Raw genomic sequence first — 15,672 nt, 5'->3', positions numbered from 1 at the left:
AAAAAGAATGAAAATAGGCTTACAAGAAGCCTATTTTCATTCTTTTTCTTTAATTATTAAATGTGAGTAAAGTTAAAAAAATTATAAAAAATATCATAGGTGAAAATCCCCATGATATTTTTTAATAAACATCATATTATATAGCGAAGCTATATAATTCTATATAAATTCTCTGAAAGAGTATGAAATGACTATTTATAGATGATGAATTTTTATTGGATAATCATTGAAATGGGGAGGATAACCGTATGGTTATCCCCTTTATTTTTTAACTTACTATTCTATCTGAATATAGATTAGTAAATCTTAACTTGTCTTGTCTTAGTACTATCATCAGTTGATGGAACGTACTTAGCATAGTTTTCATTATCATCAACAAGAGCTTCTACATCAATTGAAGTATTCTTTAAAGCAACTCCCACATTGTAAGTAGCTGTTGATGTACTTGCTGTAAACTTAGTAGCTTTAGTACCAGTGAATACAAATACTAATGCATTATCTTTGATTTGTACAAGATCAGCTTTTACTGATTCTCCACCTATAGTAAATGTAAAGTCATCAGTTTTAACTCCACTATGAGGATCTATAGCATTGTCAAATGTTAACACTACTGCAGAACCTGTTGTAGTTCCATCAACATATGAAGTTTTTGCATACCAGTAATCTGAATTAGTTTTTGGTGCTGCTAAATAATCATATGCTACTGTAGCTAAAGTTCTTGGAGCAATTGTTGCACCAGCAATGTCTTGAAGTGCTTTTGTACCAGTAACTATTTCAAGATCTGCAGCTGATCCTTGAGCTTTTATAGCTTCTATTTTAGTTAAGTTAGTGTTAGTGCTTGATGCCTTCTTTGCAGCGTATGCAGGATTATTAATATAATCAGCAAAACCAAGTGTAAATGCAGTACCTGTAGTTGTAGTACCAGGGATATCTTTGCTGTATCTTAATACTATATTTGAACCATCAACATATACGCTATCAGGATTTTCTCCAGCAACTTTAAACTGACTTCTGTCTAATGAATCGGTATCTATTGACTTGTCTAATTGGAATTTAACTAATAAATCATCTCCATCAGCTTCAATTCTATAAGTATCAGATTTATAAGCTGCAGTACTTGAACTACTTACACTTAGAACTGTTCCACTATTAGCAAATGAATCTATTACGTTTCCTGATATATCTTTTACACCTGATAAAAGAATTTCAGCTACTTGGTTATCACCATCTATACCTGTGTATGCTACTCCAGCACTGTTAGTACCTGCGTATGGCACATAGTAATTTGATGGGAATTCTAATGTAACGCTCTTACCATCATTACTAGCTGTAATCTTTGTTGCACTTGGTAAGCTATTAGTATCTCCTGATCCATTTTGATATTTATAGTTATCTATATTATTTAATGTATCTGTGTCCATTTCTTCAGTGAAGAATACAACAACTTTATGGTGATCAGTATCAACCTTTGAAATTACAGCAGGTCTTGAATCTGAAGAACTTACTGCTGCTATCTTTGGTGCCACATCATCATTACCTGTTAGAGTAACTGTATAATCATCCATACGATTTATATTTGATGTTGTATCTACTAAGTTTTTGATTGTAAGTGTGTATTTGCTACCTGTTAACTTATTAGAGTCACCAGATTTCATTTTAATATCCCAAACATTATCATTGCTCATTAAAGCAACAGTAGCTGGTAAATCGTCAGTATAACTTGAGTTAGCTGGTCTAATATAAGCAATGCTGCTTTCTAAGTCTGAACCAGTGTTATCTTTTAATGTGTAGTTACTTATTTTAGTAGCATAATTCTTGTCAATATCCTTACTAAATGTTATACGGATAGTTGAACTATCTATCATAGTTACTTTTGTTACTGTTGGCTTCACTTCATCTTTAGCATTGTCAAAGCTTACTTTTGTATCATCAGCAACTTTATTTCCATAAGCATCTTTAATAGAATTACTTATATATAAAGTATTAGCTCCTGTAGCAAAGGATACACCCTTAAACTTAACAGTGCAATCATCTTCTTTTAATTCTCCATCATTTGCAGGCATATTTCCAGTATTGCTACCACTTGTATTTAATCCGTAGTTACCAACTTTTGTAGCAGTAGTCTTATCCATTGGTCTATCGAATCTTACCCACATAGTTCCATCTGCATCAGCTTTAACTTCTTTTACTACTGGATTTGTAGTTACAGAATCAACATTAAAGTTTTGAGTGTTTTCTGCTATTATGAAGTTTGCAGCATCACTTAATACAGCGTTACCTGTTGTAGTTCCATCAGATACTTTTAAAGTATTGCTTCCACTTGGAAGTTTTGATGAGAAGTAGAAGTCTACACCATCAGCCCATACTGTAATAGATCCTGTTGTAGTTGTAGTTGTAGATATTTCATGCTTAGCAACTGCTTTGCTAAGACCAAAACCTGATATGTTTTGACCATTTACCTTAAACTTTGTAGTAAATGAGCTATCAGCTTCAAAATCTCCAGTTGTAGCATTATAGCTACCAGTCATTCTAATAGGTTCTGAGAAGTTCACTGTAAGCTTACTGTTTCCTTTTACACTTACTGATGATACTGTTGGTGCTGTTACATCTGAGAATGTTACAGTTGTACCATATTTAGCTACAGTCTCAGTTTTGTCAGAAGTTAAAACACCATCTTTAACTTCAACATCGTAGGACTTGTTTTGTTGTTTTACATCTTGTAAATTAATTGTTAAAGTTCTGTTATCATCTGCCAATGTTGCAGCAGCATTACTAGTACTTAATGCTGTTCCATCAACCTTATAGTTTGAAACTAATTCAGCTGAATCTTCATCAACATCACTATTAAATACTACCTTAATTTGGTTTAGGTTAGTAGCAGTTACTGAAGCAACTGTAGCATCACCAGTATTTGTTCCTGGAGTAGTTGGGTTGAAGATTTCATTTATAGCTTTAACTGTAGCTTCTGAAACAACACCAGTTCCACCAACAACATTTAAGTCAGTAGTCTTAGTTGCTTTAGCTTTGATATAGTTTAAAGCAGCAGTTGTTGCGCTTGTACCTTCAGCATCAACTAATACTAATGGTGCAGCTGATTTTCCAGCTAAAGCTGAAGCTACTAGAGCATCTGCATAACCGTTTCCGCTTGCATTAGCAATGAATAACTTGTCTGCTTTTAAATCTGCAGCAAATTTATTTAAAACATTTATGTTAGTATCAAATCTGCTAGCTCCGCCGTTTACTCTGTCAACAGCTCCTACAGCATTGTATATAGCATCGCTTATAACGTTGCTTGTTCCAACAACTGTAACTTTTGAGCTGTTAGCTTTTACGAAGTCTATAACAGATTTCATTGAATCTGCATTGTTATTTCCTAATAATAATATTTGTCCTTTAGCTGCTGCTACTGGAGCTACTGATAAAGCATCAGAGAATCCTTCTCCACCAACTAATAGAACATTGTCAGCTTTAACGCCAAGGTCTACTAATTTCTTAGCAACTGCTACGTTAGTTTCATATCTGTTTGCTCCTTGAAGCTCTACTAAAGTGTAGTTAGCTTTAAGATCGCTTCTTACTGATGCGCTTACTGAAGCATTTCCACCTACAACATATACATTTGTTGGTTTTAATGCTGTTAATGCAGCTTTAGCATCAGCGTTTAATGAACCAGCTGTAGTTAAAAGTATTGGTGCGTCTAATTGCTTAGCTAATGCTGATGCACTTACTGCGTCTGCATAACCTTCACCTGAAACTAGAACTACATCTTTAGCTCCATCTTTCCAATTTTGAGTAGCAACTTGTGCTGCTGTAGCATATCTGTCAGCGGCACCGATTCTTGTAACTGATCCTTGTGCTGCTTTAACTGGGCCAGCTGCTAGAGCTGTAGTTAAAACTAAGGACATAAGTGTAGCACTAGCAAGTGCTCTTGTACCTTTTTTACTCATATTGTAATACCCTCCTCGATTAAGTGAATTAAAATTATTTTCTTTTAAATATATATATTTAATATATACTTTATTGAAATATGCCCAAGCTCTTTTAGTAAAAACTTATGGCTTGGTCCATATTTTTTGAAACAGGTTTAATTATAGCATATTTGGATTGCCGTTTCTACTAATTTTATGTAATTCATATGTTTTTTTCATATAAACCTTCTATTAGCCAACAATTCCAAAATTCACTCCTAATTATATCATAAGAAAACTATAATTTCTATAGTTTGCATTATTTAATAATTTATTAATATTTTAGACTATTTAACCCGTGTTACTATTATACAACACTATTTCCTTTTTTTCTATAGCTGTAATTATTCCAGTTTAAGGATTAAAACTTATATTAAATTATTATATGAAAATTTAGGTTCATAACCTGTATTATTCTACATAATACTAAAAATTCCTTCAAAAATGCACAAAAAATATCCTAGATAACTCTAATTGAAGTATCTAGGATATTTTTCTATAAGTTAGTTAGGTTAAATTATTCAATACCTATTATTTCAAGTGTATCTGACACTTGTAGGTTAGTCTTTATAGTATCTGATACAGATGCAGTACCTCCGATTATACTTATCTTTGAAGTATCTGATGCATTTGCTAGTATATAATCTTGAGCTGCTAATACTTGACTTTCATCTGCACCAGTTCCACTTAGAACTAATGGTGATCCTGTTTTCGCTGCTGCAGCAGAAGCTACTAGTGCATCAGCAAACTGATCAGGAGCCGCTCCGCCAGCTGCTACATATATATTAGTAAAATCTAATCCGCCGTTATTGTTAAAGTATTTTAGAACTGCTAGATTTGTTGAGAATCTATTTTTGCTATCTGCAGCTTGAGTTATCTTTGTTCCACCTACTATGCTTGCTACTGATTGAGGTAAAACACCTTCTCCCCCTACTGCTAGAACTGATAAACCATTTTGAGTTACAACATCAGTAACTACAGGTGCTACAGTTTTAGAACTTCCAAACAAAACAGGATATCCTTTTTGAGCTGCAATAGAAGCTACAGATAAAGCATCTGCATATCCATCTTGTCCATTTACAAGCACTGCTGTTTTCTGACCACTAAGGCTTAAAACCTTTTTAGCTACCTCTGCATTAGTTCCCATTCTTGTTGAATCAGTTGTTCCAGTTATACGCTCTACAGTATATTTTTCTTTTAGCATATTTTCTACTGTAGAAGATACAACTCCTGATCCTCCAACTATATATACTTTAGAAGCTCCAAGACTTTGTATTGTTGCTGCTACTTCTGGTTCTAAAATTTTTCCTCCTGTAAGAAGTATTGGTGCATTAAGCTGTTTTGCCAGTGGTGTAGCACTTACTGCATCTGCATATCCATAACCATTTACAAGAACTACATTTGTTGCAGTTCCAAATAGATCTGTTGCAACTTTATTTGCCGTTCCTATTCTTCCACCTGCGCCGCCATCAACTCTATTTACTGTAGCAGCTTGTACATTTGCTGTGCTTAAAACTGTAGATAAAACTAAGGCTGTTAATACAGAACTTAGAAAGGTTCTTCTTCTGATCATTCCACAATCCCCCTATTCAAATGTTATTTTTTATTTTAACAAATAATATGTTATTATTATATACCATATTAAATTTTTTTACATCTTTATTATATTGCTTTTACTGTAGTACATATTTCCTTTCATATATATTTCCAGCACTATTAGTATCGTACTTCCTTTACCCCATATTTAGAGGTTGAACAGAAATTTCTATAATAATTAACCTATTTGTAATTATCCTTTGGTAACTTTCCCATGATTTCTGCATTGAAGTACCTATATGCTTAAAATATAATATTTTATGATAGCTTATTTATGATAACTTATTATTGAAGGAAAAATTATTGAGGAGGTTTTTGAGTGAACGATAGAAACAAGTTTATTGTATTTTTCCTAGCCCTTATTCTAGTGGCAAATTCTTTAACCTATACCACTCAAGCAGCTTCCCCTTATATTTCTCGTCAGGAAGCTCAGGATAGAGCACTGAAAATGGCTTACAGTACGTGGTACTATGATAAAAGCTTGAATGGAAATACACAGAGCTATATTGAATTGCCACCTTATTTAAAGGATAAAGCTAATTCACTAGAAACAGGAATTCCATATAACTATGGTGGTTCTGATGGATTTGATACAACCTCCAATATACAGTGGAGTAATTTCTTTGATGCTATAAAGAAAGGCGCTACTGCAGGTAATATCCGTTTTGAAGGCGGCTACAAAGGAGAGACTGCAGGTATAGATGCTGCAAGCTTTATTCAGAGCACTTTGAAGATTTCAGGAATCAAGCTTACTACAAATACCTTATTACAATACTTAACACCTATATCCTTTGACCAGTTAACTAATATGGATATACTTTTATTAAAAGGCGGCAGTGCGGCTTTCTTTCAGTCTTGGGTTTATGATGATCTTGGAAATATAATTGGAGCTGTAACTTTAGAAGCTACTATAGAAAATAATGATGGTACAGGACAAAAGGTAAAGGAGTATTATAGATCAAAAGACAATATAATTAACAACTACAAACCATATAGATATAAATATATAGGTAGTGATTTTATTGAAAGCAATTCAGCTCAGCCTACAATAGTAAGTCCTGTATATAGACAAGCTATTGATAAAGCTGATAATCAAGTAAGCTTCAAGTGGTATTTTAATTCTACAAATAATAGTGGATATCAAACTGCCTATAGAATTAGAGTTTATAGAGGATCTCTAGTTAACAGTTCCAGTACCTCTGGAGTATTGGTAAAAGAATTCTCTCAAGGTTCTAATTCTACAGAAGTTACAATAAGTTTTAAAGATCTTCCTGAGGATAACTACTATTTTATTTTGGAGACTAAAAACAATAATGGTTACTGGAGCAGTCCTTCAGTTGTTCCCTTTAGTTTTACAACTAACTCAAGTAGCGTTCCATATAAAATAACAGCAGTTAATAGGTTTGGTGGAGCAACTAGATATGAAACTTCAAGGATAATAGCAGAGAATAACTTTAAAGGTTACGACATGAAAAATGTAGTAATTGCCAGCGGTAATAATTTCCCTGATGGTTTATCTGGAGTTACTTTAGCTAGAAGACTCAATGCACCTTTGCTTCTTGTAGACAATAACCCAGAGGATAGCGGAAGTCAGGCTGTTCTTCAGTATATCCTGCAAAATCTAAAAAAAGACGGAAATATCTATATATTAGGAGGACAAGGTGCTGTCAGCAGCTCCTATGTGGAGTATCTTACCCAAAGGGGATATATAGGAACTAATATAGTAAGAATTGGTGGCATGAACAGAAATGAAACCAGCGTTAATATTGCAAAGAAGTTAAATTTAACAAAGGGAACACCGGTTGTTATAGCAAATGATTCTAGCTTTGCAGACGCTTTAAGTATTTCCTCTAAAGCTGGGTCCAGTCAAATGCCTATATTATTAACTTCTAAAGACAGTTTAAATAAAGAGGTTGAAGACTATATTAAAGATATTATGCCTTCTAAAGTCTATATAATAGGTGAAACAGGGGCAATTTCTGAAAATGTAAAAAACCGAATTTCAGAAATCACCTCATTAAGTGATAGTAAAATCGTAAGACTAGGTGGACAAACTAGATATGATACCTCTGAAAAGATAAATAATTACTTTTATCAAAGTGATTTCAAAAGTGTATACGTAGCAGTTGGTGAAAACTTCCCTGATTCCTTAAGCGGAAGTGCCGCTGCAGCCTTTAATAATGGGGCTCCATTAGTTTTAGTATCAGATAATTCATACGTTACTTCTGCTAGAACAATAAATTATCTTACCGGAAACAATAAGGTTACACTTAATATCTTTGGTGGTGATAGAACGGTGACCAACTATCTCATTTCTAGAATTAATACTGCTAGTATGCGGCTTCAGTAGCGACAGCAAACAAGGTACCAGGTATCTATGGATTTTTTCTTGTTAGACAAAAATCAGTAGATTCCTAGTACCTTGTTTTGTTTACCTTAATTTCCCACGCATATTTATTCTAAATAAAACCAATAATATCGTTGTAATAAAAGGAACACAGGGAGGTTTATTTTATGGAAAACAAACAAATAGAAGCTAATAATTTAAAGGTTATTCAAGATCAACTAAGCCACGAAGCATTAATGAACAAAAAATATAGTGAATATGCTGGAATGTGCAATGATACTCAATTAAAGGATTTATGTAATCAGGCTTGCCAGGTTCATAAACAAAACTTTAATTCTCTTAAATCTTATCTTGACTCACATCAGTAAAGTAAAAACTGAACGGATCTAAATACTCCTTTAAGAAAAGGAGTGCCGGAGTCACTGATTATGACACAGAAATTTTAAATTAATTGGAGGGATTGCATAATGCAAGAAAAAGACTTAATGCAAGATTTACTTACTAGTGAAAAACAAGTTATATCATCTTACAGTACAGGAATAACTGAATCATCCTGTCAAAATCTTAGAAGTACATTAGTTAACAATTTTAAAAGCGCTCAAGATATTCAGTATAAAATATTCGATACTATGAAACAAAAGGGCTGGTATGCTACAAAAGATGCTCCTGATAGTGATGTTAACCAGTTAAAAAATCAAGCCAACCAAATGATGGGCGAATTAAAATAGCATATTATACTTTTAACAAGCTGTTGATTTTTTCAACAGCTTTGCTCTTATTCGATGAATAATTCAGTTATCAAGGAGGTATTAATATGGATTTTCCTAAAACAGTACCAGCTCAAAAGCAAGATAAACAACCAGGCATTGAAGCTTTAATGAATCCACCACCGATTTTTGAAGACCCTCAGTATAAGGGGTCAGATAAATTAAAAGATAAAGTAGCTCTAATTACTGGCGGGGATAGTGGTATTGGAAAGGCTGTATCAATAGCCTATGCTAAGGAAGGTGCTGATATAGCTATTGTCTATTTTGATGAACATCAAGATGCAGAGGAAACTAAAAAAATTATAGAACAAAAGGGAAGGAAATGCATCCTGATTCCCGGCGATATAGGAGATGAAAATTTCTGCATCTTGGCAGTTCAGAAAACTATGGAGGCCTTTAACAGGATAGATATTCTTGTTAACAATGCCGCAGCTCAATATCCTCAAAATAGTATTGAAGATATAACAGCAACTCAACTTGAAAAAACTTTCAGAACAAATATCTTTAGTATGTTTTTCTTAACAAAAGCTGCAATGCCTCACCTTAAGAATGGAAGTTCTATTATAAATACTGCTTCTATTACTGCATATAAAGGAGATGAACTTTTACTAGATTATTCTGCCACTAAAGGTGCTGTTGTTACCTTTACACGATCCTTGGCTCTGTCACTAGTTGCTAGAAACATAAGGGTCAATGCTGTTGCTCCCGGCCCAATTTGGACTCCTCTTATTCCTTCTTCCTTTGATGAACAAAAAGTTGCTAAGTTTGGTTCAAGCACTAATTATGGAAGACCAGGTCAACCAGTTGAGCTTGCTGGTGCCTATGTATTTTTGGCTTCGCCAGATTCTTCTTATGTGTCTGGGCAAACTATACATGTTAATGGTGGAGTTATTGTAAATGGATAGAGTTGTATGAAGTGAAAACTTGAATCAGGTGGAGTTTCAAACTCCACCTGATTCTTAGTTGAGCGAATCCAGGGACGTAGCCGCTCGCAACGTACACTTTGAAGAAGATGGGAGTATTAGAGCGGGTAGTCATCGGATAAAAACACCCCTTAAGATAGGAATTTATATTTATTTCTACCTTAAGGGGTTTTTATTTTATTTTTAACGTTAAAAATGTAATATTTTGTATTACGATACTCTCTTATAATTGTAACATTTTTTCGCCTAGTAAATAAAATAATATTGTAAGCAAATTTAATGAGGTGAATAACTAGTGGATGCCAGAGAGTTGTTAGCTAGAATTATTAAGTGTGAAGCTGGCGGAGAAGGCGACAACGGTATGAAAGGTGTTGCCACTGTTGTCATGAACAGAGTACGTGTTCCTGATGGTGAATATCGTAGAATTGGTCAAGGTGATGTTAGAAAGATAATTTATCAAAAGGGACAATTTGATTGTATGCGTCCTGTACTTGGTGGAGTAGCTAATCCTCAGACTATTTGGGCTAACCCACCAGAGCAAATACATTATGATATAGCCGATTGGGCATTAGCAGGTAATAGATTATTTACAATAGGTTCTTCTTTGTGGTACTTTAACCCATTCGCTCCTTGTCCTTATACTTTCCCGTATAACGGTAATGGCAGGTTCCAAGTAAAAATACTAAAACACTGCTACTACAATCCTACAGCAAGTTATTTTGAGACCTAATTATTGATCCTATATAAAAAATTATAAATAGACTGCGGAGGTAAATATATGTTTCCAGATTGTTATTTAAATTATATGAACAACTTTTCTAGGGCCGTACCAGAAAATCCTGGAGCACATGCTAACTCAATGCCAGAAGCATTCCCTATGCCAAGTCCAGAAATGTTTGATGAGCCAATTCAGGAGGGAGAGGATATTCCAATGGAAGAAAATATTATGGGGGGTGAAACAATGCCACAAGACAATATTCCTATGCAAACACCTATTCAAACACCTCAAATACCAATGGCAATGCCTATGCCAATGCCTCCTTCAACACCAGAATCACCTTTTGAAGTTCAACCTGGCGCACCTGTAGTGTTAAGCACTGAGTACACACAGGGATACTTAAGAACACAAATAGGAAAGAGAATGAGAGTAACCTTCCTACTCGGAACCAATACAGTACAAGACCGTGAGGGAATATTAGAAAAGGTAGGAATAAGCTATATTATTCTAAGAGAAACTCAAACAAACAATTTGACTCTTGCAGATATTTATTCAATAAAATTTGTAGTCATTTTCCCAACTGTTTAGTTTATATACTATTTAGTTTTTATTTGACTACATTTAAATTAATAAGATCAGCATTTTTTGCTGATCTTATTAATCGTTTTTTCTTTATTTAAGCTTATTTCCATATGATTACTTCTTAAAAATGGATATATGCTTTATACTTAACTCTATTCTTCATTATAAAGGTCTAGATAGGAGTACTTCTTTCCGTCCTTTTCCCAGCCTAAAATAGATTGCATATTTACGTTTTCCGCTGCTCTAAAGATTGATTTCTCCACATCTTTAAAGTTAACTTTTAATTCTTTAATTAGGTCTTTAATCTCATAACGCTTATTCCCTATTTTTTCAGCAGCCACCATGCATGCACAATTAAGAGGCCAAATACCACTATTTTGTGTAAAACGCTGAATACTCTGCTCTTCAATATAGTAAAGAGGACGAATTAATTCCAACCCTTCAAAATTGGTAGATTTCAACTTAGGAAGCATTGTCTTAAAGTTTCCTGAATACAATACATTTAATAGAGTCGTTTCAATAACATCATTAAAGTGATGTCCAAGGGCCAGTTTATTACAACCTAATTCCTTAGCCTTTGTATACAGTGATCCTCTACGCATTTTTGCACACATATAACAAGGATAGTCTTTTGCAATACGGTCTACTACTTCAAAAATTCCAGATTCAAAAATGTGAATAGGAATGTTCAAATAGTTACAGTTGTCTATTAGCAGCTTTTTAATATCAGGGTGATACCCTGGATCCATAGCAATGAACTCTAATTCGAAGTTCATCTGACCATGACGTTTTAGCTCTTGAAACAATTTAGACATTAACAAACTGTCTTTTCCACCAGATACCGCTACTGCTATCTTGTCTCCATCCTCTACTAATTTATAATCCTTTATGGCTTTAATAAACTTTGACCATATATATTTTTTATATTTTTTAGTAATACTACGTTCTATTTCCTCAAGGGGCTTTCGTTCATTAAATGGAACTAATACTTCACAACCTTTTCCTGCAATATCACTCATACTTTACACCTCTCTTTTGACCACAATATTATATCATTTTTAAAGAGTTTTGTCTTTGGAAACTGCAGTATTATAGCCCTGAATATTTATATCTTAAATTTATTAATCTGTTTTTCCAGCTCTTCTGAAAGTTCCTTTAGTTCAACCGCTGAGTTAGAAAACTCGTTCATTGCTGCAGCAACTTCCTCGGTAGTGGCTGATACTTCCTCTGCACTTGCTGAGGACTCCTCTGAAACTGCAGATATGTTTTGCATTCTACCAATTATCTCTGTTTTTGCCTTATTAGTCTCAATTGTAGCTTTCTGTACTAACTTTATTTCTTCTGTAAGACCATTAATAGAATGGAGTATTTTATTAAATATGTCTCTAGTCTCAGTAACTGCCCGACTCTGCTCTCCTACAATTGAATTGGAAATCTCCATAGATTGTACTGCAGATTCTGTTTTATTCTTAATCCCTGAAATTAATTCCTGAATTTGCTGGGTTGCTGATGTAGATTGTTCCGCAAGTTTTCTTATTTCATCTGCAACTACAGAAAACCCTCTTCCTGCTTCTCCAGCTCTTGCAGCTTCTATAGCCGCATTTAAAGCCAATAAATTAGTTTGTTCAGCAATTTGGTTTATGGTATCTGTAATCACTGATATCTTTCCCGCTTCAGTCTTCATATCCACAACAACTACAGCTACCTCTTCAGAGGCTTTTATATTCTTCTCTGTTTTATCTGTAAGTATATTCATGACCCCTAGACCTTCTTGACTAAGCTTATTTGATTCATCTGATATATTGATCATTTCATTAGTTAAACTATCTATTCTATCTATCTTACCGGCAAGATTATTAATGGCTGTGACACCGGACTGTATATCCTGAGATGTTTCAGAAGCTCCCTGTGCTACTTGATCAATAGTTGTAGCCACTTCATTTATAGCATTATTAGTCTCTTTTGCCATTCCATTTACATTACTAGAAGTTCTTGAAATTATCTCAGAGGAGGTCCTTAAATTTAAGACTAATTCTCCTATTCTTTTCACCATAACATTAAAGTTATTCCCTAGTTCTCCAAATTCATCCTTGGTATTTATGCTAACTTCTGCTGTCAAATCTCCTTCAGAGGCCTTTTCAAAAGCATCTTTTAGAACTATAATCTTTGAAGTTACGCTCCTGCCTACTAAAAGCGCTATGATTGTGCCAATAATTGCAATTATAACAAATATAGTTACATTAGCCACCTTGATGATCTTTGTCTTAGAGATTAATTCATCCATCGGCATTGATGCCATTATCTTCCAACCAGTTATATTATTTGTATTATATACTGCGTATTTATCTTCACCGTTATAAGTATATTTTTCGAAACCATATTTCGAGGTTTTTGCTTTTTCCCAATAGCTTAAGGTTGTTACAATATCTCCACCTAGTAACTTCTTATCAGGATGAGCAATCATTGTACCTTTTAAATCAGTTACAAACACATATCCTTTTTCCCCAATTGTTATGGCAGCTAATCCATTTGATAGAGCCTCTAAGTCAACATTCATGGATATTACACCAACTATAGTTCCATTATTCTCTACAGTTCTGGATATAGAAACTATTATTTTACCATCTACCGCACTCTTGTATGGGTCTGTATAGGTTACTTTTCCTTTTTTATCTATAGCATTTTTATACCATGGCCTTGCAGTAGGATCAAAACCATCCGCCATCTTGGATTCAGGGTAAATTAAAAACCCCTTATTCGGCTGTCCAAAATAAACTTGCAAGATATCTTCTCTACTTTCTGTAGCATCTCCTAATAACTTTAAGGCACTTTTTCTATTTTCTTCACTGCTGTCTATATTCTTAATCATTGTATTTTCAGCCAGCATATTCAAAGTACCTTCAAAGCTTGAGAAATAGTTATCTATTCCCCTGTTAACCTCCTTCAATGTTGCTGTAGTTGAAGATTGAAATTCATCAGATAGAAGCTCACTAGTTTTATTATAGGTGTATAACCCAGATAAAATAATAGGAACTAAACATAGCAACAGTAATATTGATATCAACTTAACTTTAATACTTTGGAAATTGAAAGTTACTTTCCTCTTCATATAGAACACCTCTTTTCTTATATATTCGACATATTAATTATATTATCGGCTTATTTCGAACTTTCTTCATATTTTATTTAGTATGCGAATTTGTTTAGTACATAAATATATCCTGAAGAATTTAATGCAAAAATAAAACCTTACTGACTGCAATCAGCAAGGTTTTTTATTTAAATTATGCTTTACCATATGAATAATAACAAATAACCGGAGTACCCTCATCAATGTTATCAAATATTGTCTTTGCTAAATAGTATGGTGAATTTACACAACCATGGGAACCACTTGTTCTATATATACTTCCACCAAATTCACCTCTCCAGCTTGCATCATGAATTCCAATGCCATTATTAAAGGGCATCCAAAAGTTAACAGGCGAACTATATCCCGGTCCTCTTAGGACAGCATTTCTTTCCTTATATTTTAACTTATAAATACCTTCAGGTGTTGAGTGATTAGCGCTTACATTACCTGTAACAACGTCTCCCTGTACTATTAGTGAACCATTTTTATAAAACCATAAATGTTGATTTCTCATATCTATTTCTACATAGGTATTTCCAATATCGTTACTACCATGAGCTGCGGCAGTTTGGAGGTATGTTGGCTCTTTAGTTATAGTTTTTCCTTCTTTAATTGCATCGGTTAAAGCTTGGGTTTCCTTGGCAGTATCAATATGCCATCCATAGTCACCACCACCAATAGTCATAGTATTTCCTGATGATGTAGAAAAATTTCTTACCTTCCCAACTGTATTATAGGTATTACAAAGTGATTCCATATAGCTTTTTACTTTTTCTTCATCAAATATAACTCCAAGATCCTCATTAACCGTAAGCCATTTGTTTATTGTGGAGCCATCTATAATTTCTTTACCATCTCCAAAAGTATACGTAACTTTTGAAGATACATACTTATTAAGAGTATTCTTCACTTCAATAGTTTTCGGTGAATCTTTAGTGTATTTTGGACGAACATAACAATTGGCTGCTTCCAAATCTACTGCAGCCTCCTCTTTGTTTATTGCCTTTACCACATTATCATATAAGATTTCTTTATTAACCTTGTTTCCATTTACTTCACCTACAATGGTGTAGCCTTTATCTGCATATTTAAAGCTAGGGTTTTTAGGTTCAACTATATTTTTACTATCAAAACAGGAAAGTTTATCTATTCTTTCTTTTAATAGCTTCGTATCATACGAAACTTCAATCTTCATTTTAGAATCTTCTGTATTAAAAAATGATGATACCCATTTATAAGGATTCTGCCTATCTTTAAAAGTCTTAAGTTGTTCTCCAAAATTGTACTTTAAACCAATATCTGATCCTTTAATTTGTTCGTTTTTACTGTCTCGTTCTTCCAAACTCAACGAATACGTCTTTAGCTTCGATGCCATTTCTCCCTTTGCTTCCTCTACAGTTTTAGTAGAAACATTAATTCCATTGATTTCAGAGCCAAAATAGAAGTGATTTTTAAAATATGCCGCCATACTAAAGTATATAATAAGTAGAGTGCAGAGAGAAATCACTGTACCTATTATAATTTTATTACGTTTATTTTTTTCCTTTTCCGTAATACCCATCCCCTTTATAATTTCAATAGAAACTTAAAATTAATCCTTTGCATGACTTAATGTTACTGAACTTTATAAATCTTACATTC

Annotated in this window: 11 protein-coding genes; 6 read left to right on the top strand and 5 right to left on the bottom strand. The window is 33.7% G+C overall.

Features of this window, described 5'->3' with window-relative positions; genetic code table 11:
* Nucleotides 1-296: 296 nt before the first annotated feature.
* Both CLMAG_RS22275 and CLMAG_RS22270 read right to left on the bottom strand, forming a co-directional pair.
* On the bottom strand, nucleotides 297-3,944 hold the full coding sequence (locus CLMAG_RS22275) for a cell wall-binding repeat-containing protein (protein ID WP_066627720.1): 3,648 nt from the start codon (nucleotides 3,942-3,944) through the stop codon (nucleotides 297-299).
* A gap of 538 nt (nucleotides 3,945-4,482) precedes the next feature.
* A complete protein-coding gene (locus CLMAG_RS22270; RefSeq protein ID WP_066627717.1) occupies nucleotides 4,483-5,538 on the bottom strand; it encodes a cell wall-binding repeat-containing protein in 1,056 nt (351 codons plus the stop codon).
* A gap of 342 nt (nucleotides 5,539-5,880) precedes the next feature.
* Between CLMAG_RS22270 and CLMAG_RS22265 the strand changes: the two genes are divergently transcribed.
* The 6 genes from CLMAG_RS22265 (at nucleotide 5,881) to CLMAG_RS31085 (ending at nucleotide 10,904) form a co-directional block, all read left to right on the top strand.
* The gene (locus CLMAG_RS22265; protein WP_066627714.1) at nucleotides 5,881-7,911 is read left to right on the top strand and encodes a cell wall-binding repeat-containing protein; all 2,031 of its coding nucleotides are present in this window, start codon (nucleotides 5,881-5,883) and stop codon (nucleotides 7,909-7,911) included.
* Between the two features lie 164 nt (nucleotides 7,912-8,075).
* On the top strand, nucleotides 8,076-8,276 hold the full coding sequence (locus tag CLMAG_RS22260; RefSeq protein ID WP_066627711.1) for a hypothetical protein: 201 nt from the start codon (nucleotides 8,076-8,078) through the stop codon (nucleotides 8,274-8,276).
* A 99-nt stretch (nucleotides 8,277-8,375) separates the two neighbouring features.
* The gene (locus CLMAG_RS22255) at nucleotides 8,376-8,636 is read left to right on the top strand and encodes a spore coat protein (protein WP_066627708.1); all 261 of its coding nucleotides are present in this window, start codon (nucleotides 8,376-8,378) and stop codon (nucleotides 8,634-8,636) included.
* A gap of 86 nt (nucleotides 8,637-8,722) precedes the next feature.
* Nucleotides 8,723-9,580 carry an SDR family oxidoreductase gene (locus CLMAG_RS22250; RefSeq protein WP_066627706.1) on the top strand — a complete coding sequence of 286 codons (858 nt, stop codon included), beginning with the start codon at nucleotides 8,723-8,725 and terminating at the stop codon, nucleotides 9,578-9,580.
* A gap of 313 nt (nucleotides 9,581-9,893) precedes the next feature.
* Complete coding sequence (locus tag CLMAG_RS22245; RefSeq protein ID WP_066627703.1) at nucleotides 9,894-10,328, top strand: cell wall hydrolase; 435 nt, start codon at nucleotides 9,894-9,896, stop codon at nucleotides 10,326-10,328.
* Between the two features lie 48 nt (nucleotides 10,329-10,376).
* A complete protein-coding gene (locus CLMAG_RS31085; protein WP_242873109.1) occupies nucleotides 10,377-10,904 on the top strand; it encodes a hypothetical protein in 528 nt (175 codons plus the stop codon).
* Nucleotides 10,905-11,050: 146 nt separating this feature from the next.
* On the opposite strand, the gene CLMAG_RS22235 is transcribed toward CLMAG_RS31085, so the two are convergent.
* From CLMAG_RS22235 to CLMAG_RS22225, 3 genes are all read right to left on the bottom strand, one after another.
* The gene (locus CLMAG_RS22235) at nucleotides 11,051-11,917 is read right to left on the bottom strand and encodes a tRNA 2-thiocytidine biosynthesis TtcA family protein (protein ID WP_066627700.1); all 867 of its coding nucleotides are present in this window, start codon (nucleotides 11,915-11,917) and stop codon (nucleotides 11,051-11,053) included.
* 86 nt (nucleotides 11,918-12,003) lie between these two features.
* The gene (locus tag CLMAG_RS22230; RefSeq protein WP_066627697.1) at nucleotides 12,004-14,007 is read right to left on the bottom strand and encodes a methyl-accepting chemotaxis protein; all 2,004 of its coding nucleotides are present in this window, start codon (nucleotides 14,005-14,007) and stop codon (nucleotides 12,004-12,006) included.
* A gap of 175 nt (nucleotides 14,008-14,182) precedes the next feature.
* Complete coding sequence (locus CLMAG_RS22225) at nucleotides 14,183-15,592, bottom strand: L,D-transpeptidase family protein (RefSeq protein WP_066627694.1); 1,410 nt, start codon at nucleotides 15,590-15,592, stop codon at nucleotides 14,183-14,185.
* Nucleotides 15,593-15,672 lie beyond the last annotated feature (80 nt).

This window comes from Clostridium magnum DSM 2767, assembly GCF_001623875.1.
GTDB classification, from domain to species: Bacteria; Bacillota; Clostridia; order Clostridiales; family Clostridiaceae; genus Clostridium_AM; species Clostridium_AM magnum.
Note: the sequence above shows the minus strand (reverse complement) of the source record. Positions and strands in the feature narration are given on the sequence as shown.

Bases quoted from the DNA above. Each gene is read 5' to 3' on its own strand.
- CLMAG_RS22275 (WP_066627720.1), bottom strand. From the start codon at position 3,944: ATGAGTAAAAAAGGTACAAGAGCACTTGCTAGTGCTACACTTATGTCC.
- CLMAG_RS22270 (WP_066627717.1), bottom strand. From the start codon at position 5,538: ATGATCAGAAGAAGAACCTTTCTAAGTTCTGTATTAACAGCCTTAGTT.
- CLMAG_RS22260 (WP_066627711.1), top strand. From the start codon at position 8,076: ATGGAAAACAAACAAATAGAAGCTAATAATTTAAAGGTTATTCAAGAT.
- CLMAG_RS22255 (WP_066627708.1), top strand. From the start codon at position 8,376: ATGCAAGAAAAAGACTTAATGCAAGATTTACTTACTAGTGAAAAACAA.
- CLMAG_RS22250 (WP_066627706.1), top strand. From the start codon at position 8,723: ATGGATTTTCCTAAAACAGTACCAGCTCAAAAGCAAGATAAACAACCA.
- CLMAG_RS31085 (WP_242873109.1), top strand. From the start codon at position 10,377: ATGTTTCCAGATTGTTATTTAAATTATATGAACAACTTTTCTAGGGCC.
- CLMAG_RS22235 (WP_066627700.1), bottom strand. From the start codon at position 11,917: ATGAGTGATATTGCAGGAAAAGGTTGTGAAGTATTAGTTCCATTTAAT.
- CLMAG_RS22230 (WP_066627697.1), bottom strand. From the start codon at position 14,007: ATGAAGAGGAAAGTAACTTTCAATTTCCAAAGTATTAAAGTTAAGTTG.
- CLMAG_RS22225 (WP_066627694.1), bottom strand. From the start codon at position 15,592: ATGGGTATTACGGAAAAGGAAAAAAATAAACGTAATAAAATTATAATA.